Source organism: Aquimarina muelleri DSM 19832, assembly GCF_000430665.1.
Classification (GTDB): Bacteria; Bacteroidota; Bacteroidia; order Flavobacteriales; family Flavobacteriaceae; genus Aquimarina; species Aquimarina muelleri.
The window spans coordinates 43,023-68,601 of sequence record NZ_AUML01000031.1 but is presented as its reverse complement, the minus strand read 5'-3'; the positions used below and the strand labels follow the sequence as shown (position 1 = coordinate 68,601).

At 31.6% G+C, this 25,579-nt stretch carries 20 protein-coding genes and 2 pseudogenes; 15 read left to right on the top strand and 7 right to left on the bottom strand.

What is annotated here, in order from left to right; translation table 11 throughout:
* The 7 genes and pseudogenes from H527_RS0113295 to H527_RS0113265 form a co-directional block, all read left to right on the top strand.
* Positions 1-326: pseudogene (locus tag H527_RS0113295) on the top strand (IS110 family transposase); the annotation flags it as partial.
* Between the two features lie 61 nt (positions 327-387).
* Entirely contained in the window at positions 388-951 is a 564-nt protein-coding gene (locus H527_RS0113290; RefSeq protein WP_027413165.1) for a Crp/Fnr family transcriptional regulator, read from the top strand.
* Between the two features lie 78 nt (positions 952-1,029).
* Complete coding sequence (locus H527_RS0113285) at positions 1,030-1,224, top strand: hypothetical protein (RefSeq protein ID WP_155837894.1); 195 nt, start codon at positions 1,030-1,032, stop codon at positions 1,222-1,224.
* Positions 1,225-1,464 carry a DUF2141 domain-containing protein gene (locus H527_RS23565; RefSeq protein ID WP_081414609.1) on the top strand — a complete coding sequence of 80 codons (240 nt, stop codon included), beginning with the start codon at positions 1,225-1,227 and terminating at the stop codon, positions 1,462-1,464.
* A 32-nt stretch (positions 1,465-1,496) separates the two neighbouring features.
* Entirely contained in the window at positions 1,497-2,426 is a 930-nt protein-coding gene (locus H527_RS0113275; protein WP_027413163.1) for a DUF6268 family outer membrane beta-barrel protein, read from the top strand.
* Positions 2,427-2,455: 29 nt separating this feature from the next.
* Complete coding sequence (locus H527_RS0113270; protein WP_155837893.1) at positions 2,456-2,821, top strand: hypothetical protein; 366 nt, start codon at positions 2,456-2,458, stop codon at positions 2,819-2,821.
* 4 nt (positions 2,822-2,825) lie between these two features.
* Positions 2,826-3,731 (top strand): NmrA family NAD(P)-binding protein, encoded by a 906-nt coding sequence (locus H527_RS0113265; protein WP_027413161.1) that lies wholly within the window; start codon positions 2,826-2,828, stop codon positions 3,729-3,731.
* 280 nt (positions 3,732-4,011) lie between these two features.
* On the opposite strand, the pseudogene H527_RS24820 reads toward H527_RS0113265, so the two are convergent.
* The 7 genes and pseudogenes from H527_RS24820 to H527_RS0113235 form a co-directional block, all read right to left on the bottom strand.
* A pseudogene (locus tag H527_RS24820) lies at positions 4,012-4,158 on the bottom strand (IS91 family transposase); the annotation flags it as partial.
* 620 nt (positions 4,159-4,778) lie between these two features.
* Complete coding sequence (locus H527_RS0113260; protein WP_027413160.1) at positions 4,779-7,157, bottom strand: hypothetical protein; 2,379 nt, start codon at positions 7,155-7,157, stop codon at positions 4,779-4,781.
* 69 nt (positions 7,158-7,226) lie between these two features.
* The gene (locus tag H527_RS0113255) at positions 7,227-8,627 is read right to left on the bottom strand and encodes a fibronectin type III domain-containing protein (protein WP_081414608.1); all 1,401 of its coding nucleotides are present in this window, start codon (positions 8,625-8,627) and stop codon (positions 7,227-7,229) included.
* A 60-nt stretch (positions 8,628-8,687) separates the two neighbouring features.
* A complete protein-coding gene (locus H527_RS0113250; protein ID WP_027413158.1) occupies positions 8,688-10,031 on the bottom strand; it encodes a PKD domain-containing protein in 1,344 nt (447 codons plus the stop codon).
* 36 nt (positions 10,032-10,067) lie between these two features.
* Positions 10,068-13,544, bottom strand: a complete 3,477-nt coding sequence (locus H527_RS0113245; protein WP_027413157.1) for a T9SS type A sorting domain-containing protein — start codon at positions 13,542-13,544, stop codon at positions 10,068-10,070.
* A 16-nt stretch (positions 13,545-13,560) separates the two neighbouring features.
* Positions 13,561-15,627, bottom strand: coding sequence for a fibronectin type III domain-containing protein (locus H527_RS22125; RefSeq protein WP_155837892.1), 2,067 nt, complete (start codon positions 15,625-15,627; stop codon positions 13,561-13,563).
* 16 nt (positions 15,628-15,643) lie between these two features.
* Positions 15,644-20,587, bottom strand: coding sequence for a hypothetical protein (locus H527_RS0113235; protein ID WP_027413156.1), 4,944 nt, complete (start codon positions 20,585-20,587; stop codon positions 15,644-15,646).
* 793 nt (positions 20,588-21,380) lie between these two features.
* Between H527_RS0113235 and H527_RS22120 the strand changes: the two genes are divergently transcribed.
* The 8 genes from H527_RS22120 (at position 21,381) to H527_RS0113190 (ending at position 25,394) form a co-directional block, all read left to right on the top strand.
* Positions 21,381-21,809 carry an SRPBCC family protein gene (locus H527_RS22120; RefSeq protein ID WP_051316760.1) on the top strand — a complete coding sequence of 143 codons (429 nt, stop codon included), beginning with the start codon at positions 21,381-21,383 and terminating at the stop codon, positions 21,807-21,809.
* A gap of 1 nt (position 21,810) precedes the next feature.
* The gene (locus tag H527_RS0113220; protein ID WP_027413155.1) at positions 21,811-22,128 is read left to right on the top strand and encodes an ArsR/SmtB family transcription factor; all 318 of its coding nucleotides are present in this window, start codon (positions 21,811-21,813) and stop codon (positions 22,126-22,128) included.
* Positions 22,129-22,135: 7 nt separating this feature from the next.
* Complete coding sequence (locus H527_RS0113215) at positions 22,136-22,627, top strand: SRPBCC family protein (RefSeq protein ID WP_027413154.1); 492 nt, start codon at positions 22,136-22,138, stop codon at positions 22,625-22,627.
* Between the two features lie 50 nt (positions 22,628-22,677).
* A complete protein-coding gene (locus H527_RS0113210; protein WP_027413153.1) occupies positions 22,678-23,067 on the top strand; it encodes a VOC family protein in 390 nt (129 codons plus the stop codon).
* A gap of 70 nt (positions 23,068-23,137) precedes the next feature.
* On the top strand, positions 23,138-23,395 hold the full coding sequence (locus H527_RS22115) for a hypothetical protein (protein ID WP_189457534.1): 258 nt from the start codon (positions 23,138-23,140) through the stop codon (positions 23,393-23,395).
* 11 nt (positions 23,396-23,406) lie between these two features.
* Positions 23,407-24,159, top strand: a complete 753-nt coding sequence (locus tag H527_RS22110; RefSeq protein WP_051316758.1) for a helix-turn-helix transcriptional regulator — start codon at positions 23,407-23,409, stop codon at positions 24,157-24,159.
* A gap of 8 nt (positions 24,160-24,167) precedes the next feature.
* Positions 24,168-24,656 carry a YdeI/OmpD-associated family protein gene (locus H527_RS0113195; RefSeq protein ID WP_027413152.1) on the top strand — a complete coding sequence of 163 codons (489 nt, stop codon included), beginning with the start codon at positions 24,168-24,170 and terminating at the stop codon, positions 24,654-24,656.
* A 114-nt stretch (positions 24,657-24,770) separates the two neighbouring features.
* The gene (locus H527_RS0113190) at positions 24,771-25,394 is read left to right on the top strand and encodes a GyrI-like domain-containing protein (RefSeq protein WP_027413151.1); all 624 of its coding nucleotides are present in this window, start codon (positions 24,771-24,773) and stop codon (positions 25,392-25,394) included.
* Positions 25,395-25,579: the final 185 nt, after the last annotated feature.

Sequence of the window (25,579 nt, the reverse complement as noted above, 5' to 3'; positions counted from 1 at the left end):
GTAACAGAGTCCCTAAAGGAAGTAATCGACTCAAAATTGCACTCAGACAAGCTGCAAATGCTATAGGAAATCTAAAAGACACGCACCTTTCTGACTTTTTCAGAAGAGTAGCATATAGAAAAGGTAGGCACTCAGCAGTAAGTGCAACGGCTAGAAAACTAGCTGTTATCATTTGGAATATGATCACTAAAAAAGTACAATATAAACCACCAAAACAATATTTGTTCCTAGATCAAAAAAGAAAAATGGGACTCATCAAAAGAATTAAAAAACAAATCGATAAATTTGAATTAAAACCTGATGATTTAGGGTTTAAAACAATCTAAATATCAAAATAAAAAAGTGACGTTAGTCAGAATTAAATTTGACTTTAGTTGAGATAAAAAAATGAACACGCTAAAAGAGTATATCAATTCAAAAATAACCATTGAAGAAGCAGTTTTAGACACTATATTATCAGCCTTCACTATAAAAGAATATGATAATGATCAAACTATTATTAAGAACGGGCAATATGTAACAAACTACTATTTTATAGTCTCTGGTGGTATCCGAATAGTTATTGATACGCCAGATAAAGATATAACTGCTTGGTTGCTATTTGAAAATAATTTTTTTAGTGATCTAGAATCAATAAAATCGGGACAGCCCTCTAAAGCAAAGATGCTGGCAGTAGGTAAATCTATGATATTGAGTATTGAGGTTAAAAAAATGCATAAATTCTATGAACAGTATCCCGAATGGCAAGAGTTTGGGAGAAAAATGATGGAAGAACTATGCCTAAATTTAATTGACACTCTAATATCATTCCAAATTATGGATGCCGAAACTCGCTATTTACATTTATTACAAAAATCAGATATTCTAAATAGAGTACCATTAAAACAATTAGCTTCTTACCTAGGAATAACCCCTACTTCCCTCAGTCGTATCAGAAAAAATATTCGTTAATTCTATTTCTTGCCATTTGGTAATTTTGCCAAACTGAATCTAGCGCATCTTTGTATCATAAATTATAAAAACTAAATTATGATGTTAAAAATGTTACTTATAAGTCTATTATTTACAATTGGACCTATAAAAGAAAAAACGCAAAAGAATAAAGGAACAGTTACTATAGAATTTTCTGGAATTGAAAAACAAGGTGGCTATGTAGAATTAAGTATGTTTAATAGTTACAAAGGATTTCCAAATAACAGAAATATTGCTTTTAAAACATATTGAATAAAAATAACTACAGGTAAAAAATCTTTTACAATTAAAGATTTTCCTTACGGAGAATATGCTATCTCTTGTTTTTATGATGCTAACAACAACAAAAAAATGGACACCAATTTTTTGGGTATCCCTAAAGAAAAAGTAGGAGCATCTAACAATCCTACAAGCAATTCCATTTCTAGTTATAAAGATACGAAGTTCAACTTTAACGTACCAGAACTGCATCTATCAATAACTTTAAAATAATTTTCTTTTTTTAATTTAAAAATCAATATATAATGAAAAAATATATTCTATTTTTTTGCATAGGACTACTATGTAAACAATTAAGCGCACAAGTAACGGGCGAAGTAAATGTACTTGACAGAGATGTTTTTTACATTCAGTATACGCCCAATATAGCTACTGAAGATTTTACTTATAATAGAATAAGTGGAAAACTAAGTATTCCTCCAATACGCTTAAAAAAACTATCTCTTTTTACAACTATTGGATTGGACATACACCAGTTTGATTATAAGGATAGTAATCAATTTAGAGACGCTACCGCTCTAGATAAATTTTACAATGTTAACTTAAGCTTATTTGCTAATTACAAGTTTTCAGATAAATGGTCATTAAATCTTTTGGCAGTACCATATATAGCATCTAACCTAGAAGAAAATTTAACTAGTGATGATTATAATTTTAATGGATTAGCTTATCTAGAACGTACTTTTTATTGTAAAAAAGGAGGATATATACAGCTTAATATTGGTGCAGGTTACCTAACTCTTAACGGAACGACAACTGTAAACCCTATTGTACAAGCAAAAGCGAGGTTTAATGAAAACTGGTCACTTGTTTTAGGGATACCAAATACCTATGTAAAATGGGACATCAACAAAAAGCATTCCTTGAAAGTAATAGGAGAGATAAATGATTTTTCTGCAAATTTAAATGGCACAAACAGTTTTGAAACTGTAAATAATGTAGATCGTGCCGTTTTTACTTCAATTTCGTCAGGTGTAGAATATAACTATTGGATTACGTATTCAATAGGCATAATACTTAAAGCTACTCAAAGCGTTTGGGATAATTATGAACTAAGAAACACAAATAATGAAAGTATTTATGAATTTAACACTTCTTTTGAACACCCTTTTATTGGCTTGGGTATAAAATTCAACCCTATCAGAAGTTTACAAAATAGTCTAAATCCATTATAACGATGTCAAACAATAAAAATATAACACAGATGTTCAGCAAAGAAGCATTTTTAAAATCGGCATTCCCTGCTTATTTCTTTCCGTTAATTATGTCTGGAGGTCCTGCTTATTTTTTAAATAAACCAGAATTACTTAAGGCTAGTTATTCAACCATCGCTTTACCTTCTTTGATTGCTACAGTTATTTGTTTTTTTCTACTTAAATACCTTAAAGAGAAACAACTATTTCTGTTTCATAGGATTCTAATCACATTGCTTTTGATTGTTTCAATAGGAATCCTTTCTCTGTTGATAATTCAAATTTTCGCCCTTTGGACTTATCTATTAGATATCCTCCCATCAGCCGCACTTGGAGCAGGAATTATAGGAATGACAAAACCTCTTAAGAAAAACTAAAACGATGGAAAATTATAAAAAAACAATAGTCATATTTGGTTGTACTGGAACAGTAGGTTTACCTATCTTACAACTTTTAATAAAAGATACCTGCATTGTACGAGGCGTACTTCGCAACCCTCAAAGGGAACACCCTATTTCCTTAGAAAACACAATAAATTTAAGTTATGTAAGTGCAGATTTGTCCATCGTTAAAGAGGTAGAAGATGCCTGTAAATTTGCAGACACAATATTTTTGTTAACAGCAACTCACCCAAAACAAGAAGAATATGAAACTAATGTGATTAATGCGGCTAAAAAATATGGAGTAAAAAGAATTGTAAAACTATCTGCACCAGATATAGAACCTGTAAGTTTAGTAGAAGTTTCAAATTGGCATAGAAAAATAGAAGGAAAATTAGAAGATTCAGGAATTGAATTTTGTTGTCTTAGACCTCAGGCATTTATGCAAAATTGGGAAAGAAATACTTTTACAATTAGGAGGTTTGGAAAAATTTATGGTGCAATGGAGAATGCACCTAGAAACTATGTAGATGCTAGAGATGTAGCTGAGATTGCAGTAAAACTATTGTTACAAAACACACCTTTAGAACTTAATTACATTTCTATTTCTGGACCTGAAGCTATTACAAATTACGATATGGCGGAACGACTTACAAGAGTAACAAATACAAATATTGAATACCTAAACATTTCTTCTAATGAATTATTTAGAACACTCAAAAATAGAGCTAAATTACCTGAATGGTTAGCAAACCATATCGTAGAACTAGACGAACTTGCAATAAAAATGCCAGAACCGACTGAGGATTCAACGGAAAAACTTCTAAATAAAAAACCTAGATTAATGAATGCCTATTTACAGGAATCAAAAGAGCTTTTCAAAAGAAAGCCAATTTGGAAGTTATAAAATGTAAACTTAAGAAGCATATGGCGTGCCGATAAACTAGCGCTATATGCCTTGTTGAAGAATCCAAAATTTGCAAATAAAGGGGAAATCGAGAAGTTGGCAAGAACCTTAGAAAAGAATAACCACATTTTTAAAACACCTTACCTCTTTTTCTTATTAGAATGATCCTCAAAGAGAACATTTTTTAAGGCAATTTCTATTTTTTTATGTGAGATTTTTTGTTAGTCCTTCCTTTAAGTTTGGGTACTAGTATGCTAAGGCTCATTTTAGAACCGTTTTTTTAATGGTTAAATTTCACTAGTCTATGTTTCATGATTTGTTTATAATTTTTTGGTGGTCCATGACTGTCAAAGGTTAAAATTGTGATTACTGTTTCCTTTTTACAGCTTGGGCAAATACGATGTAGCGATTTTTCTTGCGCAAGAAAGAAATAACTATCCCATAAAAAAGGTTACCTGTTTTCGGAACTGGACTCGAATGAGTAATCTTTGGGTTATGAGGCTAAAAGTTAAATTTTGCAATGAATTAATTTTAATTATTAAAATAGAACTTAATATTATGTTTATAACATTTTTTATAAATGTCATAAAATCTGATTATTAATGCTATATCTTCTACTAAAAAGTTTAAACTCTTTCCCTCTGAGGTCACAAAAAGAGATAAACTTAACGTTTATCTCTTTTTATTTGTTTATAAATCAATCACTTAGTTGTTATTTGTTCCAGTTTTTGTCTCATCGGGTTATATTTCTTAAATTAGATAACTAATTGATTTTCAAAAACAAAAAAGTTTAAACATTCCCGTTTAGGTTAAAAAAATTAGCTGCCTTTTCAGTTCTATTTCACTAAAAATATAAGGTAATTTTCTTATTTATATAGGAAGTTAAAGTAATTTCTTTTTTCATTTACTTGATCCTTAACTGCGGGATTTACTGCTCATTATTCATTGAATCTTTTTCTCTCTTGGTAACAAAAGACATTTTTACAAATAGTAAAAAAGATAGTTTTCAAAATTATTACTGGTCGTAATTCACTAATTATTTATCTGTTATTTCAGTAATTTATGAAACATATCTGCCATTTGTATTTCGATAAACTTGACGATATGTTCTTTAGATTTTTCTCCCTGATACATTGAAAATACTTTGGATGCATTACGTTTTTTAAGCGTTTGGATATCTCCTTTTGGATTCTCTATTTTCTCTGGTTTTAAGTTCCATTGCAGTAACGATTCTAATAACTCGGTATGTGAGGCATATCGTTTTTCTAATACTTGTTGGCTTTTTATATCTTCTGGATCTTTCTCTTCGGTACTATTAATCCTTGCACTTACTACGGTAAATTCATCTCGTATCTGGCGATCAATTTCATTAGCTTCACGTATTAATTTTAAGTAAGCTTCGTATATTTTTTTACTATAAAACTCTGCAAACTCTAAATACGTATCTATTTCTTTAAGATAACTAATAGCTACTTCTTTATATACTCTTTTATCTTTCTCTTCTGTTTCTTTAAGTTGCTCTTTTAATTCACTTAATTTTCCTTTTCTATCTTTTATGATATGCGCAAAACCTTCTTTTTCAGGAAGTACTACTAGCTGTGGAGTAATATTTTTCGGAAGTCCTTCAAAACGATATTTTCTATATTGAATTTTGATTGAATCATTTTCCAATTTTGGTTTTTTAGGCTTCTTATTAAAACCAATCTTTGGTTTCTTAATTCCAAATGCATAATTGTAACTAAAAGTAGCAGTAAACTCATTAAAATTATCTCTTTGATTTACAGATTTGAATAGCTGAATAGCATTTAAGCTAAAATGGTGTTTTTCTAATAATAGATAACTTAAATTTAATCGAAAATTAGTGATTGTAGAATTTCCTGATATAGCACTAGATTGGTTGTATGATCCTCCTAGACGAGAGGTTAATGCTTTATTAAAAAAACGTTTTCCTACACTAAAATTTGGCCCCCAGGTAGTTGATTCTTCTTTCCCTATTGTATTGTATGTTCCATTGATAGCTGCATTTAGAGAGATGTTATTTTTTGGAAAATTTATAGTATGTGCACAACTTAAGTTATGAAAACTTGATACATCTCCTATTCTTACATTTCCGTCTTGCTCATTTGCTACATCATTTAATGCGTAATTAATTATTAAATTTTGAATTGATGTCTGCTTATTAGAAAGCACATAATTCATAGATAATGTAGCATTTTTGGATAATTGTCTATAATTTAATTCTTCAACTTGATTATCTAATAAATTAGCGTCATTTACATCATCAAATTGATTGGGTCTGGTATTAGTATAAGTAGTAAAATTAGAAAAAGACCCCATGAAACTTAATCTTTCAGAAACAATAGCTTGTGCATTGATTGATCCTATCTTACGATTCGTGCTATTTGTTTTTGAGTTACCCAAATTATCTCTTTGATAACCAATATTTAATGACACTGATAATTTATTTTTAAAAAACGTATTGGCGACATCTAGGGTTATGTTTTCAAAATCATTATTAAAAAAATATGCTCCCAATGTTTCATATCCTGGATCAATACGTTCATATCCTATACCTAAATTTATAGCTTTTTGGACATATCCTAATCTAGTTCTAATAGCATTATAATATTCTGAAGAGATGCGATTATTAAAAAAAACTCCTGCTAGAGAAAATTCTGTTGCTTTTGACGGTGTAGCTCTGATATCTTTTGATATTACTGTAGAAGCATATTCTACTTGTAATGTATAGTTTTTTGCTATTTTAACTTCTCCTTCTAAACTTAAAACGAAATTTTCTTTGGGCAATATATTTCTGGCTTCTGGGATAGAATCTATAGAGTTTTGATTGTCTTTTGCATAAAACCCCATAAACCCGATATTATATTTTTTTTTCTTTAATTTTGTTTTGATACCGTATCCCATACGACTATAGGATGGGGTTGTTTTTGGATTACCATCCTCACTGATTGCTTTACGTAACTCTCCTGTCATCGCATTTATTATTACTGATTTTGAGGGAGTTAAATCAACCCCACCCCCTCTAAACTGATGATTATTTATTGTATATGGAGAAAAACTCATATTTACAGTCCCAATATGGGCAGTTATCCACTTGTACGTTGGGTGTAAACTAAGTGTGTTATAATCAAAAGGCAATTTGTAATCTAAGTTTTCTCCTTGATTAGAAAAATTATATTCTACAGGCATTGAAAAACTATAGATATTTATATTAAGTACCCCTTGAAGAAAATATGTAAATGGATTCCTATTTGAATTTTTATTCGCACTATAATATACTGAATTTGCAGAAATCTGACCATTTATTTTGATTGGCTTACTTTTAATAATATTAGTAATATACTGACTGTCTATGTTTTGTGAAAATAAAAATACTGGAAATAATAAAAACAAGAATATCTTTTTCAAAATTACATTAATTTTTATCCCGTATATATTACTCAAGCGGACTAATATATACGGGATGTCTTGTTCGTACTATTTACTCGTATAAACAACACCTTCAATCAATTGATATTCGGTATTTATTTTAACATTACTAAAGTCTACTATAATTTTAGCACCTCTAATGTATGGTACTGTTATATATCCTTTACCACTAAAAACACCGTTTCCTCCACTTATTTCTTGTAACGTTACATCAAAATCTCCCGCAGTAAAACTTTTACCCAAATCCAAACTTGCCAAAGGCTCTTGATTCGTAATTTTTATATCTGGTTGTATGCCACAATTATAATTTGAAGTCTCATCGTCTGTTGTTGCTATGGTGGTTGTGAAATTTGAAGTTGTAGAATACACATAAGAACCCTTACTCATACATTGTCCCCCAACTCTATATTCATATGTAGTGCCAGGTTCTAGGTCGTATATAGTAACGGTATTCCTGGTAGTATTACCCTTAAACCATTCATTTTGAGATCCTTTTTTACGGTATTCTACTTGATATTGCTTATGATCTGAAACTTGCCAGGTTATATTTTCTTTAGTTACTCCTTCTGATTCTGCCAAGACATATTTAGGTTCTTCACAAGTATCTGTATATACAAAGTGATAGATTTCGCTATACCCATCATTCTTAAACACCGATGTTTTACTAATACCATCATCAACATAGGCTTTAACACGCCAGCCATACGTTTTATTCGGTAAAAGTTGCGTTTCTGCAGGACCGTATAATAGTGCTGTAGCCCTAATAGTTGTTTGATATAATGGAGGGCTTTTTAAAAAATCTGTTTGTGGATCTGTATTCGTATCCCATAACTCTTTTAATGTAAACTCATACTCTACATTAGTTGCATTAAGATGTCTGGGAGTCCAAGTGAAAAATATATTTTGTGGGTTTTTTACCGCAATTTGCTCATCTCTAGAGGGTAAATTTAACAAAGGAGGATCATTAAGTACCATATACACAGTTGTACAATCTTTTTTAGATATTTTCTTACCAGATATATTATCATACACTTCAAAACAAAACCGATATAAACCTTCGGGTAAAGTCGTATTGTATTGTTGTGGTGTAATTCCCTGTAGGTTATTCAGCTCAAAATAAGGTCGTAAATCAAGGTTAGTTAATCGTGTTGGGATACCACCTTCTAAAATAATCGGTGATGCCCCTACAACCAGATTCTTATTTTGGATAGATAAACCTGCTGTATTTTCTATATACATTTTTAGCCTAACTTGTATAGTTGGCTCAACAATATCAATCAATAATATATTTAGAAATATCCTATCTAAAGTAGCGGTACTATAATCTGATAATTTCAAGCTGTATGGAGGTATTAACTGTGCTGTAGATTGCACAGGTAATATTTGTGTGTACATCTGTGATACAAAAAATAATGAGATCACGATACTATATATAATTTTTTCTTTCATCAGTTTTTTTATTACTTTTTTGCTAGTACTTAATATACTATTGTGTCTGGTTTTTTGAGATTATCGTTTTTCTTTCTGCACTTTTATATCAACTAGGATGTATGAATTTTCTCCATTACTATTATATTCTTTGATTTTGATTGCTCCTTTTTTTCCTTCTTGTGTTTTAAACAATATAATTCTAGGTACGACTATGTTATCAAAATATAAGTTATCCTCCGTATCCAGAGTAAGTTTTGTGAGCTGTGCGTCATCTATCATTTCATCAAACTGTTTTTTAGTTAACGAGTCTGGGCAATTACATAACTCTTGTGTGTTAATAAATGTAGTTGTTTTTGGTTTCTGGATATTATCAAAAGGAGTCTTTGATAGTTGATTAGGGCTTACAAATTGATTTCTTGTATACGTACTATTTAATCCATAAAAAACTAGGTCTATAGTTTTTCCTATTTCAGGAGTTATTTCTTGTTTTGTATATACTTTTCGTGATGAGATACTAAAAAAACTACCTACGCTATTATTTTTATGAGCGGTATTAATACCGAGCTTAATATCTTTAAACTCTCTAAGATTTGTATTTTTTAAAAATGTTATATTTTTACTTACAGATTTAATTTCTTTACCGTTAGAAGCTGTAAGAGTAATTTTTTGTTCTCCTATCGTATTAAACACAACTTCTACATCTTTATCTTGTGAGGTAGTAATATTGGCTCCTTCGATAGTCCATATATAATCGGTAGTACTTATGGATGTACTCGTAAAATTAACTTTTGCAGGTATTTGATAATCATCATTAGTAAAAGCAATTGTATACTCAAAATCAGTACTTAAATATGGAGCAACTATAACAGATGTATTCTTGGTATAGGTTTCTCTGCCATTACTTATCTCTAATTCAATTTTATGTTCTCCGGGTTCTTTAAATACAATTTCTTTAGGGTTTTGATCTCTAGAGCTTAAAGGGGTTCCTCCTTCGAATAACCACTTATATGTAGTTGCTCCTTTGGATAGGTTTGTAACAGTATAAGTAGCCGGAGAAAAAGTATTTATTACATTAGTAGCTGTAAAATCAAGGATTAATGGGGCTTCTATTTTTATTTTTAAAATCTTACTATCTATAGAACCATCTATATTTGTAGCGGTAAGTTTTATTGTATAATTTCCTTTTTTATTAAATTTAACAATCCCAGGGTTTCTATCTACAGATCGTGAAAGATTTGCTCCTTCAAAATACCATTCATATTGATCTGCTCCTTCTGTTCTATTAAAAAAAACAATACTTACGGGAACGGAATAATCATTATTAATCACTTCATATTCAAAATCTACAACTACTGGTATTGCTTCTTCTTTAAGACAAGACCAAAACGATAGTATGAGTATAATATACCTTATTTTTTTCATCCTTTTTAGAGTTCCTTTATCGAATTAATATTCGGGTTATTCAACTACTAGTTTTCTCCTTGAGGATCCTTGAGGAGTTTCTAATAACACTAAATATACTCCCGAGGGCAGCGAAATCGAATAGTTTAACAGAAAGTCTATATTATTCTGTTCTGTTCTCTCATCGAGAACCATCCCTGATGCCAGATTAATAATCTTCACCGAAATATCAGAGGGTTTTTGTAGTGCTATTTTTGTTTGAAATGTTCCGATATTAGGATTAGGAAACACTATAAACTCTTTTATAAAGCTATCATTGTCAGACGGTTTATATGTTTCTATTGTAGATTGTACTATAATTTTTTTTGTAAAGTCTTCAAAACAATCCCCTACATGAGATCTTAAATTAACTTCGTAAGTACCTTCTTTATCAAAGAGTATTGTAAGTTCATCTTTACTTTCTTTAAGTATATTACCTCCCTCAGAAACATTCCACTCTACCTTTTCACCTATTGGATTACTAATATTAATTAGAGTTACTTCTTGTTCTACATAAGCTTGTGTAGCGATTAAATAATGAGCATCGATTTCGGTTGTATCAAAAATGACTACTTCAATCGTTCCTTGACTACTACATCCTAATCCATTGGTTACTGTTGCTGTGTATACTCCTGTTTGATCGATTGTAACTATATTACTGCTACTCGTAAATCCATTATCACTAGACCAGTTATATGTAGATTTTGGGTCATCAATCTTAACATCTAATTGCAAAGTTTGATCTTTACACAAATTTCGTTTCTCTTTTAACGTTACGATTACAGGTTCAGGGTCTTTTAAGGTTTCTTCATAAAACGCTTTACATCCTTCATTATCAGTTACCTCAAAAGTGTACGTTCCTGCTGCTATATTTTTTATCTCTGTAGTAATATTACCAGTATTCCAAGAATACGTATATGGTGGAGTACCTCCTTTAATTGCTACTTGCACATGCCCGTCATCTCCTTGATAACAAGTAGGATATGCAACATATACAGGCTCGATTACTAATCCATTAGGTTGCTCGATAGTAACTACATCTTCTATAACACATCCCTTGCTATCTGTTACATAGATCGAGTGTTTTCCTGCGATTAGATGATCTGTGAAAGCTGTATTCGCCCCATTGCTCCAGTAATATGTATACGGTGGTGTTCCTCCTTTTATAATGGCCTTGGCAGTAGCATCTGCTCCACTAGCACAACTTATCTTTGTTTTTTCAAAAGTAATTTCTAATTTTTCTGGTTGTGTTAGATAGAAAAGACTATCGATAGCCGTTACGAGACTATATTGTAATTCATCTTTACTATTTTTTGAAGAGCTATACGTCCCTAATACAATTCCATTTTTATCAGTAACATTCAATGCATAATCTCCAAAACTTTGATGTTTGATAATACTATCATTTATTGATATGTTTTCCCATATATTATTTATCTTCTTTTTCCAATGATAATAATAAGGAAGCTTATTTCCTTTTTCATTACTAGGAGTATTAGCATCTATAATTCCGCTTGTACTATAGCGAACCCCACCTGTAACATGTACTATGAGTTCTCCATCTTGAAACTGATCGGGGGTATTAAAAGGTTTTTCAAGATCTTTTCCGTCACTATATTCATTAGAAATGTTACATGAAATCGGGTTTGTAACTTCAAAAATTACTTTAAGAGCGTTGGGTTGTTCTAATTTGAATACTATATTTTCTTCGAAACACCCTGTCTTATATGTTGCCTCTTTATAATTTTTATCGGTAACTTGTAATGTATACGTATCAGCCCCAATAGAATGTAATGTGATTACATAACCTTTATTATCCAATAACACTTCGGTATGGGTAGAAGTAAGGATATTACCTTTAGAATTTTTCCATTCATAATTATAGGTTCCATTATCAAAAGGAGTTCCTCCAGAAATTTTATATCTAATTTTTCCATCTTCAAAACCAAATGCAGTAGGTTCTTTATGAAATACATTCTCTACTTGTAGCGTAGCAGTAGGTTCTGTAATGGTGAGAGTGGCAATTTTTTCTAAAATATTATCTTTATGATATCCAGCACAATAGATGTTTCCTGTTTTTTTTTGTACTCGAACTTCGTATTGTTCTGGTTGTACATTTTTTATGATATGACTATTATTCTTTTTGAAATCATACCAACGCAAGGAGCTTGTATCACCTACTTTTTGAATCGAATATTGATAAATACCATCGCTACCTCCTTCTACATTGATTGTGATTTCTCCGTCATTATTGTTATTGGGGTCGTTATCATTATCATTACAGCTAGAGTTTTTACTACTAATACTAAAAACGATTTGTGAAGGATCTACAATATTTACAGGATCTTTGGGATCTCTAATTACGGTACTTATTATCTGTCCTCCAATTTTCATGTTTCCTCCTGCGAATTCTATTGTATAGTTTCCTTCTTTTACTCCTTTAAATGTATAACTGTAAGTATCAGTACTTTCTTTTTTGAATGATGTAAGAACTCCACTAGAATATTTAATACCTAGATTATCTTTAAGATTAACAGTTAACTTTTCTTGTACTATAGTCTTTAGATTTCTATTAAAAACTATTTTAACCTCTCCATCCCCTTTATAACAAATAGGATTGGTGGTTTCTATTTTTGTTACTCGAGGAGCAGATGGATAATAGGTAAAGGACACAGGGTTTGATGTTTTACATTGAGTAACTAATTCTAGTCGTACTCTTTTGCCATATGCCGTTTCATTTAGAAATTCCTTTCCTTTTATGCGCAATACTTTTTTACCATTTTTTGCAGTGATGTATTTTGATGGGATATTGTTATAACGACCACTTCCCACTTGATACCTCCAATAATATGAATAACCATCTAATAAATTATCAGGAAGAGCTATCGTTATATACTCATCACTAGCTAAGTACAATGGTTCTTTTGGAGTTTTTATTTGTACTACTGTATTAGATTTCACTTTAAGATCATGCATATAAACCTTGGATTCAGTCATGTAAAAGATACCTCCATAATATTTATGATCTGGTTTCCAAAATCCAGAATATCCTTGAGGGTAACACGCATTTCCGTATTCGACTTTTATAACATCCATACTTTCATCTCTAAATCTATCAGTAAACCAACTATCAAGCCCATCATAAAAAAGCCAGCCTTTACACAACAATCTATCATTAAAATCATTATCAATATGAATTTTTACAGGAAATTGATTTTTTGTGAATTGTTGGTTTTCTGTATCATAACTAAACACTCCATGTTTTCCATCGGCATCTATTGTTTTAACTGTTTTATTATTCTTGTCCAGAAATCGAATTTCTTTAATGCCATAATCACAGTCAACCCCCAAAGGACCATTATCATGTGACCTGTTTCCAGAAACAGTAAGGCGATAATATGCTTTGTTATCTTTTGTTAAGGTAATCCCTTCTTGTCCAAATGCATTTGGGATTATTACTGTTATAAGTAACAGTAGTATAATTATTTTTTTCATGATAGTATGTTATTTGCTAGTAAATGACTTGTACCGTTTCAGCCTGAGATATTGTTCCTTTACCAAAGATGGTTTTGAGTGTATAGGTATACGTATTATCGGGATTTATCCTTGTATCTACTAATTTGTTAATACTAGGAGGTATTTGCCTCCATAACATAGGTTGATCTTCATTTTTTGATCGATAAACTAATATTTCTGTTACTTGATCAGGCATTTTACGCCATGATACTGTTATATTCTTGATTTCTCGATCAGCAATAGCGTTAAATCCTTTTATAACCTTAGTAGTGCTGTGTGACATCCTAGCAGTAATAGTAAGTGGTGTCGAGGGTTCTGACTGTAGTTTGGCGTTGTCTTCTGCAAAAATTGCATATTTATACTGTACCCCAGATACTACTGTATTATCTGTGTATTGAGTAATCGTATCGGTCATGAAGAGTTGCTGCCAAGTGTTTTTTTCTTTAGAAAGGTTTTTTCTATATAATTGATGTACGGCTACATCGTGACTACTGCTGTTGATCCAATATAATGAGACTCCCTTATCTGTAACTTTATAATCTTTAAATATAGGTGGGATAGGTGGGATAATATCTGGTTTTGTTAGCTCAATTTTTTCTGAACGATCCGATATGTTGTATCGTTTATCTAAAGCAACAAGTTGATAATAGACTTTTGAGTTTAATGATTTTATCTCTACAGTATCTGTAAACGTATGCCCAGTTATGAGCTCTGTTGTAGCAGGTATAACAGCCTCGTTATCTAGGTTTGCTTTATATACAATATACCCCTGGATGTCTTTTTCGATATTGGCTTGCCAAGATAATTGTACAATTCCCAGAGAATCGATAGTGCCTATAAGCCCTATTGGTGGATTGGGAGGGATAGAATCAACAGGTTGCACAAAATGTCTAAGCGAAGTTGTTTTTTGATGGCTTTTACCAATAGCATTTATTTTATAATAATTTGATGCTTCTACCTTTTTAATTTTTGTTGATCGATTTTGCACAGGGATAGCAGTCTTGATTCTGGTATACGGGCCTTCATCTTTGGGAGCCCAATCGATAGTATACTCTTTAATTTGTTTTTCGGCTTCTTTGTCAAATTCCCAGTTCAAAATAACAGCATCAGGAGATTCTACTATATGTGATACAATCTTTGGGGTAGCAGTTAGTTTTTTGATTCCTATTGCCGATATGATTTTTGATGGAGGGCTTTTTTCGCCAAAAGCAGATACTCCGACCACACGATAGTAATACGGTTTGTAGTTTTCTACAATACTATCATTATATATCATTTGTTTGTTTGAGGATCCTTCTTGATTAAAATTAATAAAAGGAATGTCTCCTCCTGTACGTTTAAAGTGTATACTGTCTTCTGATTTTTCTATATGGTAAGCAGTGAATATAGATTTAAAGATTTCGCCATCCCAAGCAAGTGTGATTTTTTTATCTTCTGGCAAAGCAATCAAATCAATGGGAGCAGGTAATCGATCTTTTTTTTCTAGATCTACTAATTTTAAACCTGTTTCTATCTCTGATTTAGGCACTAAGCTTTTGATACGATATAAGTATACCGTATTTTGTTCGACATCGGTATCGGTATATCCCAAACCTGCCATTGTAGCAGCTTCAAAATTCATATCTGCAGCCAATACTACATATCCATATTTTTGATCTATATCTTTCTTAAGAGCTAGTATATTCGCTATTGGATTTGTCGCTGTTGTAATTGTACTCTTACCATACAGTAGCTGTGCAATCATTAGTGCATAATCATTTTTATCAGCTATAGTTTCCCATTCTTCTAGTGGTTTTGGTTTTATGGTTGCAAGTATTTTTTTCTCATAAGAAGGAGGCATTAGTTTTCTGTTTTTCTTTATAGTAATACGCTCGATTTCATAGCCTGATTTATTTAATTTTAACCATGCCGATGCAGTATTAGGTGCCCATCTCAGATTAACATATGTTCCATTATTTCTAGATAGTACTTTTATACTACTAGTAATCTCTTCTTGAGAGAATAGTAGTGTTGGGATTCCTAAAAAGAAAATAAACACTATATAAATTATTACTTTTTTCATTTCAAAAACCATTGAGTTAATATTTAAAATCAAATAAAGAATATGATTTTCTAATTCCGCCAGGCAGCACATAACTAAGGCGTGTGCGATAGGTACCCTCTCTCATAAATCCAAATCTATTATCAAGAAATTGTAAGGCATCATCGCCTGAGGTTAAAATACCTTTGTAATAATCATCACTGATATGGGTCATGATATCCTCAAAATCATCTCTATATGCTTTTGGAAGCATATATTTATATGGAAAACTTTTTAAACGCCACTCTGTATCTGTATCTTTTTTAAGGCTTGCTATATAATTGGTTCGTACAGAAATTGCTTTTGAAGGTGCTGTACCAAGCAAAGCCGTATTACGTCTGAAGGTATATTTACCAGCTATAGGATAATTAGTATATAGCATAGGAGCTATATCTTGTTTAAAATAATCATCCTCTAGTGTTGCGTTAACAGCTACAAGTGGCTTATTCTCAGAATAGGTACTCCCTTCTAATTCTACAATATCGAATCCTTCATCGTGAGAAGCTATAGTCGAAGACAAATAGATAGCATCAATATATACCTTGCCAATAAAGTTTTGGTGAGTAGTAATTGATTTCATTTTGTTTTTAAAAGTAGTATACTTACTAGAGCTAAAACTATAGCTCAGTCGTTCAATTTCACCATCCTTAATTACAGTTTCTGCTTTATTTTTTTTAATAGTAATAGTGCTTCCGGTAGTTGTATCATTTTGGGCAATATCATGATCAGAAGTGTCTTTAGTTTTATTTGTGCTTCTAATTGGTGTACTCACCATCTTTATAGTATAGGTTTTCTCCTTATCAACCTTAGGGATATTGTATGATAGTTCGTTATTGGTACTATGGTATTGAAGACTTGTCTTTTTGTTAGTATTGTTTAAGGAATCAGTATATTTTACCTGAGTTTTCCATTGTGCATTTTCAAATAAGTAATCTTGTCCTTTTTTTAGTTTTACATATCCAGTCGGGTGTTCATTACGGTAAAATAATTTTTGATTAATTACTGGATATGAGTATTGTATGTTACTTAATGGAATATAGCTAGGAGCATCGCCTGTAGTAAACGTATGAGTTCTCTTTTCAATAAACTCTTCTCCATTTACTTTGAATGTTCTAAAAACCCCATCTATTTTTTCTTCAAAAACAACTTCTACTTTTGCTGTAAGTTCCTGGTTGGGAGGAAGAATATCAGTAGATTCGAAGGTGATTCTGTCATTTTCAGGGTTCCACTTATGTTTTCCGTCTATTTTTTTTCCTTTACTGTCGGTAATACTAAATGTTTTAACTTCTATTTTATATGTCTTAGTTTCTTTATTTACATCAGGTATCTGGATAGGGGTATTTGCCGCCATAGTGAGAGCTAACTGTGGAGATGTAAACACATCTACATTCGAATCGTTATTTGATGGACTAAAATCTGAAATTATTTCTACCCCTAATGCATTATCAGGAACTGGATTACATACGTCTCCAATAGTAATATCTTCATTAATTCTTCCCTTTATCAAGCCTCCTAATAAATTGTAGTTGGCGGCAAATCTAGCTTGAAACCAGGTAGGATTAGGACCTCCTGTCTTTCCTAGAAAAGCACCCCCTCCTTTGATGATAGGAAACCTTCTGTACCCTCCAAATAAATCAATTCCTATACCTAGTTCACCTTGCATATAGGTATAAAATTGTCCTGTGGCATAAAACCCATTACTTCCTATAGGTGATATCCCGTTACAAGTCATTACATTATCGTACTTTTTTAGTAAGACATCAAATCCTATTCCTGCAGTAAAACGAGCATATAACGGTCCAAATAATAAATTACCTGTATCAAATTCTAATCCCGCACCAAAAGCAGCTCCAGTACCCGTAGAGAGACTATGGTTATTTCGTTTGCTTTTTAAAACTCCTAACTTATCTCCTAAAATAGTAGCTACTCGATAAGGAGGAGGCGTAGCTTTAGGAAGATTTTCGCCCAACATGACATACCCTCCATAATCAATTCTAAAATCTCCAAATCCAGTAGAAAGCCCCATTTGGTTAATAGGATTCCCAAAGTGTAGATACCAAGTATCTTTATTTATTTGTAAGATGCCTTCTCCTGCTTTGGTCCCCTTACCTCTACCTATAATAATTCCTTTTGCTATATCGGCATAAACCTCTAAATGCATACTAATTGCTTGATTCTCAAAATCAAATTGACCAAATAAATAAGCGTCTACACCATCTACATCGGGCAAGGATTGCGAATCGGTTACATCGGTGCCTGCCGCTTCTTGAGAGGCTCTTTCTGACAATGACCTAGTGTCTCTAACCTCACTTTTAATTCTCCCTTCGATATCTTTTTCACTATTTACTGGTTTTTTAGGCTTTGCTAATTTTTCGTAGTTTGCTAATTGTTTTACAAGCTTATTTTTAAAGGGAAAGCCACTATCTTTCATTTTATTTAACCCTCTAGCTTGTCCTATAAAAGACAAGCTATTTAATCCCCCACTTTTATTAATATTAAACTCAAGACCAGCACCAAGCCTAAAAAGTGATCTATTTGCAAAATAACCAAATACCATGCATTTAAATCCATATCGCCCTTCGGCAGGAGCATATGAAAATCCAGAGGGAGAACCTTTTGCACTGGCTGAGCTAGGATCCATTTTTCGGTTCATATTATCAAAATAACCAAAACCAAAACCATTTACATGAAATCCAGATGGACCAATAGGAAAACCTGTTGGAAATTCGGCAGAACCATCAAAATAATAAAAAGACATATCGTCTGCCATAATCGTTTTAAATTTTCCTCTAAAAAAATTAGTAGCACCGTTTTCTTTATCCTTATTTTTTTCTCTTTTACTAAAATCTAATTTAAATTCTCCATCACCAGCATAAGCATTACCATAAACAGGATCATCATAAGTCATTCTTAAAATTCCTTTAAGTCCCAAGAGAGCATATTTAGCATTGAATGCTATTTTTGACCATTTAAAATCTTTATATACCAATTTTATTGTATTATTTTCGATTTTAGTTTCTGAAATGATATCGAACCTAGTTGTTGCTAGAAAGAGCATATTTTTTTCTTTTTCAAGGCCAAGACTTATGTTAAATCCTATCCTACCTTCTTTTTTTTCTGGATTATTTTTGTAAGTAATTGCGTCTAACGAAACAGAAAAACCTCCTTTTTTAAAAGATACTCCCTCAGTATATCCTAAATAATCAATAGTAAACAAAGTGTCTTTGGTTTTCATTTTTAAGCCTTCAAAGGTTAGCCCTTTAAATCGAATAGTGTTTGTTCCTTCTTCTGTTTCTCCTGCATCTGTAGTATAGGAATGTTTGGCACCGTCTACTGCTTCTCGTTGTTTTGAAGAAGAGATGATAGTAGTCATCATCCCATTAAAGTTGGTTTCTGGTCTAAAATTATTGTTTACGACAGGCATTTTTATATAAGATCCTGCTCTCATTTTTATTGTAGCCAAAAAAGCGGGGACACCTATTTCTTCTAATGTTGTTATCGCAGTACTGTATTCCTCATCAGAAATCATTCCTTCATATTGCAAAAGAGATGTGTTTTTATCGTCTTTTAAAACCCCATTATCATCATTATATGAAGAACCTATTTTGTCAAAAATAGGAAGGCGTATACCGCCAGAAAATTTAGACTTGATAATACTATTATTTTGTAATACAAGATTGATAGCAGACACAGATATAGGCCATCCAATTGGTGCTGATGTAATTCCATCATCGATAGAAATTACATCTTTTGCAGAGAAATCTCCTGAAACACCATAATTATCGATCAATAAATCCGTAGCTTTGAAATATACCCTATCTTTACTAGTGATACTATGATGTGTTTTAAATACCTTGGGTAATCCAACCTGTAATGATTTTATACAAATACCTCTCCATGTATTTTCGTCTGGTAGTAATATACCGCTATCCTTATAATATTGAGGGAAATTTATGTTCTCTGGATTTCTACTATCGCTGAAATCAAAAACAGCTTCATTACTAGTAAACATAAATCTATCCGCTTGATTTGCAATAGAAAAAGGAGGCAATTCAACACTAACAATCAGGTCATTCCAAGAAGTTGCTGTTGCTGTAAAAGACGCCTTTACTCTTTCGGTATTATCTAATACTGGTTCTCCGTTATTTTGTAAAGGCTCTAATAAATTTCTTGAAATATAAACCTCACCATCAATACTCATATCGGTTACACCTTTACAGTCTATGGATACATAAGATGTTTTTTGCAGATTCAAATTGGTATAGTTATCAGAACCATTTAAGGTTAACGACCAATTTTCTGTATGAAAGGGGATTTGCACATCTCCTAATAATACAAGATTAGCATTTCCTGCGGCACTGCCGTTACCTATAAGCCCTCCTTGCTTGGATAGCTTTATATTATTTGCTCCAAAAAATAATTCGATAGGTTTTCCATCTTTATCAGATTGCGGTAGTACAACTTTTGCAAAAATTTTAAAGATAGTCTCCATGCCGAATTGAGCCTCTGCAAAGGCCAATTGATATTCTACCTCATTTACAACTTCTTTTATTCCTACAGGTAACACCAAACCGTTATCCGCTGAAAATGAAGAGATCCAATTTTCTGAGTTTTCAATTTTTTCAAATACTGATTGGGCTTCAGTTCTTGCATTTTCAGCCGCTACAAATAGCGGAAATTCTTTTGTTATGCTACCAAAACTGAAATCAGGGGAATATATTTGTGTTTTATTATAAACATGGGCTTCTTTTTCCAATTTATTAACATTAATTTTGATACTATTATTCTTTAACAATCCTTTTTGAATAGAGTTTTTCAATATTAAAGAATCTGAATCATTATAATTTTCGTGACTTTCAGCTATGAAATGAGAGAAACAAATTAATAATAAGAATAAGGGTATGTTTTTCTGTAAAAGTATTTTTGGAATATTTAAGATCATAATTAGGGGGTATTCTTTTCAGGGTATAAAAGTAAAATCCATCTTTACGAATAGCCTCTTTTATTAATTATCTTAAGTTAATGTTATTATTAAGCTTTTATTAATTATCAAAAAGCATAAGACCACATACTATAAATGGTTTTACCTTAAACAACTTTTTGTAATTCTGAAATTAGTCTAAATCCTATGGAGTTATTTAACTTTGATAGTATATTTATTTGATTATAGGATTTTATAAAGAAAATAGATATAGATAATACGACTATATCTGCTTGAAATATAGCATGCAACTACAGGAAAATTAAATCACCAAACTATTTACTGGATAAAGACTAAATGTTGTAGTCCATCTAAAGAAGAAGAATTCTATATTTTTTACTTCCTTGAACTGTGCCCTAAAGGCTTTTATAATTATTCTTTTCTTTTCCCATTTAATGATATACTTATTGCTGACTAAAGAGACACTTTGACGTAAATTAAAATTATCTTCTAAATTTATATGTTCAGCGAGAATCGGGTTTTATCACCTGCAAAAGCAACATACTTTTGCACTATAAAACTCAAAATACAAGCTAAACAGGAAAACACCAACTATAATCGTACTGATGAAGCAATTGATTATATCAAAGCAAATTTTAAAGAATGGTCTTGACGTGCCAATTATTGTAAAAATCTTGGACAAAATTAAAAACAATGCATAAAGGAATTTCAATTAGCCTATAAAAAACAGTTATAATATTTGCGTAACTTAAAAGTTACATATAAATTTGCGTAACCTTAAAGTTACTTATTTATGAAAACAGAAATTAAGCACAAGTGGTTTTATAACCAATCAGTAGAAGTTATTTGGGAATATTTGACAAAAGCAGAGCTAATCGAAAAATGGCTAATGCCTAATGATTTTGAGCCAATTGTAGGACATGAGTTTAAGTTTACAACAAATCCGGTACCAGGCTTGGCACTTGATGGAATTTTTTATTGTAAAGTTTTAGAGATTACTCCTCTTAAAAAACTTGTTTATAGCTGGAAGGGCGGCTCGAGTAAAAATAAAGTAACATTTGATACCATTGTTGAGTGGACCTTGGAAAGCAAAGATAATGGAACTGAATTAAGGCTTGTTCACAGTGGATTTAAAGAAGAGAATGGTTCAATCCTTACCGCAATGTTTGATGGTTGGGACAAAAATATTCAAAAAATGTTCAACCATATAAAATCGGAATAAAATGTCAATACCAACTCTTGATGCCTTTCAAGCAATTGCAGATCCAAGTCGAAGACAGATATTAGGAATGCTTGTCAAAGACACACAGAATATTAATTCATTAGCAGAAAATTTCGAAATGAGCAGACCAGCGGTGTCAAAGCATATTAAAATATTGGAGATGGCAGGTTTTATCTCTATTCAAGAAATAGGCAGGGAACGACATTGCTTTTTAAATCAAGAAGGGTTTAATGAGCTCAAAACTTGGCTAAACTACTTTGATAAATTTTGGAATAGTAAACTAAAAAACTTAGAAATTGTATTAAAAAATAAAAAATGAGGAAATTATGGACAATCAAAATTATTCGGCTACAATTTTAGTCGAGCAATCACCGGAGATAGTATTCAAAGCCATCCAAAATTTTAAAGGATGGTGGTCAGAGGACATAGAAGGTAAAACAAACCAACTCAATGAAGAATTTTTCTATCATTATAAGGATGTTCATTTATGCAAAATCAAACTTATAGAAATGGTTCCTAATAGAAAATTGGTTTATCATATTATAGATAATCAGTTTAGCTTTACAAAAGATAAAAGCGAATGGATCAATACGCAATTGGCTTTTGAGATTTCAACAAACGATAGCCAAACCAAAGTCAAATTCACACATAAAGGACTTGTGCCTGAATATGAGTGTTATCAAATATGCGAAGATGCTTGGAGCAACTATATCAAGAAAAGTCTATATGATTTAATAACTACTGAAAAAGGTCTACCTAATCCGAAAGATAAAGATGGCTTCAATTCGGAAATAGTCAGAAAATGGAAATTAAAATAAAAAATTGAAATAAACTGCAGACTAATTATAGCAAAAGAAATAATACGCAAATGAATGACATCAAATTTACAGGAGGAATTAATATCGCCATCAAAATCCCTAAATCAAAGTATCAGCAGACCGTCAGTTTTTATAGAAATATATTGAAATTGGAAGTGACTGAAAAAGCAATTAAAAACCCTACGGTTTCAAAAACTTACGAAGTTAAATTTGGGAATAATATAATTTGGTTGGACTGTGTGGACAATTACACGCATTCAGAAACATGGCTAGAGCTTAAAACACCAGATGTTGAGAAAGCAACAGAATATTTGAAATCAAATGGAATTAATACTTGTGATGAGTTAGAGCAAATACCTGAAGAAAATCATTGGATTATGGATCCAGCAGGTAGTGTTTTTATAATAGGAAAAGAAAATACAAATTATTCACTTGATTAAAAGTCAACTGTCAAAGGGTTGTCACACTTGGTAGTTTTCTTTGTAGAATAATAATGCAATGGTTATAAAAATGATAGAAATATATAAAACAAACGTACAAAAGAGGCAACAAGCAAAACAGATAGTGAAACAAATCAAAACTTTGTTTTCAAATTACAGGGTTAATTTTGACCTAGAAGACTGTGATTGTATTTTAAGGATAGATACTGGTGTTAAGATTTTAGACAATAATACTATAATAAAAATAGTCCGTGAGAATGGTTTTAAAATTGAAACTCTGTCTGATGAGATTTCACTTGTAAAACCTAAATTCACAGTTAATATTTAAATTCTACAGGCATGGCGTACACAGATAACATTTCAAGACTTTCTCGGTTAACTGCCATTCATTTAAAATTACAGTCTAATTTATATGTGTCCATAGAACAACTGTCTGAGGAATTCAATATTAGTAAAAGAACAGTTTATAGAGATATAGTCGCTCTTGAAAAAGCCAATGTTCCCATTATATCTGTTGAAGGTAAAGGGTTCACGTTAATGGATGGGTATAAAATTCCACCAGTCATGTTTACCGAATCAGAAGCTAATGCCTTAATTTTTGCTGAAAAAATGATGGCAAAAACCAAGGATGAATCTCTAATCAAAGAATTCAACAATGCCATTAGTAAAGTAAAAGCGGTATTAAGAAATGATGAGAAAATAAAAGCTGATTTTCTAGCCAATAGAACAGTCATAGGAAGGAATTGGCAAAACGAAAAAACAAGCAATTTTCTATCTGTAATGCAACGTGCCCTAACCAATTTTAATGTATTAAAAATAACATATCAAAAAGAGTCCGACACCCAGCCAATTCTACGTGAAATAGAACCTTTTGCTATTTATCATAGCTTTTCTGAAGATTGGATAGTGATAGCCTGGTGTAGATTAAGAAATGAGTTTCGGAATTTTAGAATCGACAGAATGAAAACTATTATAAGTTTACCAGAAAAGTTTGAACCCCATCAGTTTACCATTGAAGAATATTGGCTAACCCAACAAAAGAAAGCTAATAATACAAACTGGGTGGATAATAAATTTAACGATCATCAGTAATTATTAAAATGAAAAGCTTTTCCTTTAATGCAATCATAGAAATAATAGGAATCAATCCTTATGTCCAAGTGCCTAAATCAATTTTGTCTAAAATCTTCATTCAAGCTGGCAAAGACAAAGGCTTTATTTCAATTAAAGGAACAGTAAATAAGTTAGCTTATCAGCAAACTTTAGTCAAATACAGCGGTCTGTGGCGACTTTACATCAATACAACCATGCTTAAAAACTCTCCCAAACGTATTGGGGAAACTATAGAAGTAACCATTGAGTACGACCCATCGGACAGAACAATAGCCCCACATCCCAAATTGATAGCAGCGCTCAATCAAAATAAAGAAGCCAAGCGTAAGTTTGAACAAATAACACCTTCACTAAGAAAAGAAATAGTGCGGTACATATCCTATCTGAAAACAGAAGAGAGTATTGATAAGAACATTGTTAGGGCTGTGAACTTTTTATTGGGAAAAGAACGTTTTGTAGGAAGAGACAAGCCTTAAAAGGTTTAGATAAATTAGGATAGGAGAATTGTTTGATTTTAAAATAAATCACTTATTTGAATGACATAGGGTTGACAGTCTTCATGCTTTACTTTGTAATCTAAACAAATAAAAATGGAAAAATTAGATTTAAAAAAGCAATACAAAGCGTATTATAACGCTAAAAATAAACCTGAATTATTGATAATTGAGAAAGCACAGTTTTTATCAATAACAGGAATAGGCGATCCATCAGGTAAGGTATTTTCACACAAGGTACAAGCTTTGTACGCAACAGCTTATGCCGTAAAATTTTTATGCAAAGCGTTAAATAATGATTTTGTAGTAGCCAAACTTCAGGGACAATGGAGTTTTGACGAGAACAAACACAAAGGTCTTTCAATGGAGGAAGCATCTTTAAAAGTACCACGAAGCGAATGGAATTATAGAATAATGATTAGAATGCCTGAATTTGTTACCAGAGAACAATTGATATCGGCAATACAAACTGTTGTAACTAAAAAGCAAATTCAATTAGCTACAGATATTGAGTTTTACGAAATGGAAGAAGGAAAGGTGGTTCAAATGCTACATGTGGGCCCATTTGCAAACGAACCTGAAACGTTGAAACAAATTCAGGAGTATATGAAAACAAACAATTTAAAAAGAAATGGATTGCATCACGAAATATACTTATCAGACTTCAATAAAATAGTACCCCATAAGCTCAAAACAATTCTTAGAGAACCAGTCAAATAAAAAATACTGCCATTGAATATAATTAATTACGAGGAGTTTTACCATCTGGATTTCATAAAGGGAACCCTTCTGAAGCTACACATTGTGTGTAACATTGAAAACTAGTTGGTTAAAGGGTATCAATAAAAAAGTGTTGATATACGAAAGAATAAAGCAGTTAAAGAAATATATTTGTGAGGATATAA

Excerpts from the sequence above, each read along its gene's own strand:
- H527_RS0113290 (WP_027413165.1), top strand. The coding sequence starts at position 388 with ATGAACACGCTAAAAGAGTATATCAATTCAAAAATAACCATTGAAGAA.
- H527_RS0113285 (WP_155837894.1), top strand. The coding sequence starts at position 1,030 with ATGATGTTAAAAATGTTACTTATAAGTCTATTATTTACAATTGGACCT.
- H527_RS0113275 (WP_027413163.1), top strand. The coding sequence starts at position 1,497 with ATGAAAAAATATATTCTATTTTTTTGCATAGGACTACTATGTAAACAA.
- H527_RS0113270 (WP_155837893.1), top strand. The coding sequence starts at position 2,456 with ATGTTCAGCAAAGAAGCATTTTTAAAATCGGCATTCCCTGCTTATTTC.
- H527_RS0113265 (WP_027413161.1), top strand. The coding sequence starts at position 2,826 with ATGGAAAATTATAAAAAAACAATAGTCATATTTGGTTGTACTGGAACA.
- H527_RS0113255 (WP_081414608.1), bottom strand. The coding sequence starts at position 8,627 with ATGAAAGAAAAAATTATATATAGTATCGTGATCTCATTATTTTTTGTA.
- H527_RS0113250 (WP_027413158.1), bottom strand. The coding sequence starts at position 10,031 with ATGAAAAAAATAAGGTATATTATACTCATACTATCGTTTTGGTCTTGT.
- H527_RS0113245 (WP_027413157.1), bottom strand. The coding sequence starts at position 13,544 with ATGAAAAAAATAATTATACTACTGTTACTTATAACAGTAATAATCCCA.
- H527_RS22125 (WP_155837892.1), bottom strand. The coding sequence starts at position 15,627 with ATGAAAAAAGTAATAATTTATATAGTGTTTATTTTCTTTTTAGGAATC.
- H527_RS0113235 (WP_027413156.1), bottom strand. The coding sequence starts at position 20,587 with ATGATCTTAAATATTCCAAAAATACTTTTACAGAAAAACATACCCTTA.
- H527_RS22120 (WP_051316760.1), top strand. The coding sequence starts at position 21,381 with ATGAAAACAGAAATTAAGCACAAGTGGTTTTATAACCAATCAGTAGAA.
- H527_RS0113220 (WP_027413155.1), top strand. The coding sequence starts at position 21,811 with ATGTCAATACCAACTCTTGATGCCTTTCAAGCAATTGCAGATCCAAGT.
- H527_RS0113215 (WP_027413154.1), top strand. The coding sequence starts at position 22,136 with ATGGACAATCAAAATTATTCGGCTACAATTTTAGTCGAGCAATCACCG.
- H527_RS0113210 (WP_027413153.1), top strand. The coding sequence starts at position 22,678 with ATGAATGACATCAAATTTACAGGAGGAATTAATATCGCCATCAAAATC.
- H527_RS22115 (WP_189457534.1), top strand. The coding sequence starts at position 23,138 with ATGATAGAAATATATAAAACAAACGTACAAAAGAGGCAACAAGCAAAA.
- H527_RS22110 (WP_051316758.1), top strand. The coding sequence starts at position 23,407 with ATGGCGTACACAGATAACATTTCAAGACTTTCTCGGTTAACTGCCATT.
- H527_RS0113195 (WP_027413152.1), top strand. The coding sequence starts at position 24,168 with ATGAAAAGCTTTTCCTTTAATGCAATCATAGAAATAATAGGAATCAAT.
- H527_RS0113190 (WP_027413151.1), top strand. The coding sequence starts at position 24,771 with ATGGAAAAATTAGATTTAAAAAAGCAATACAAAGCGTATTATAACGCT.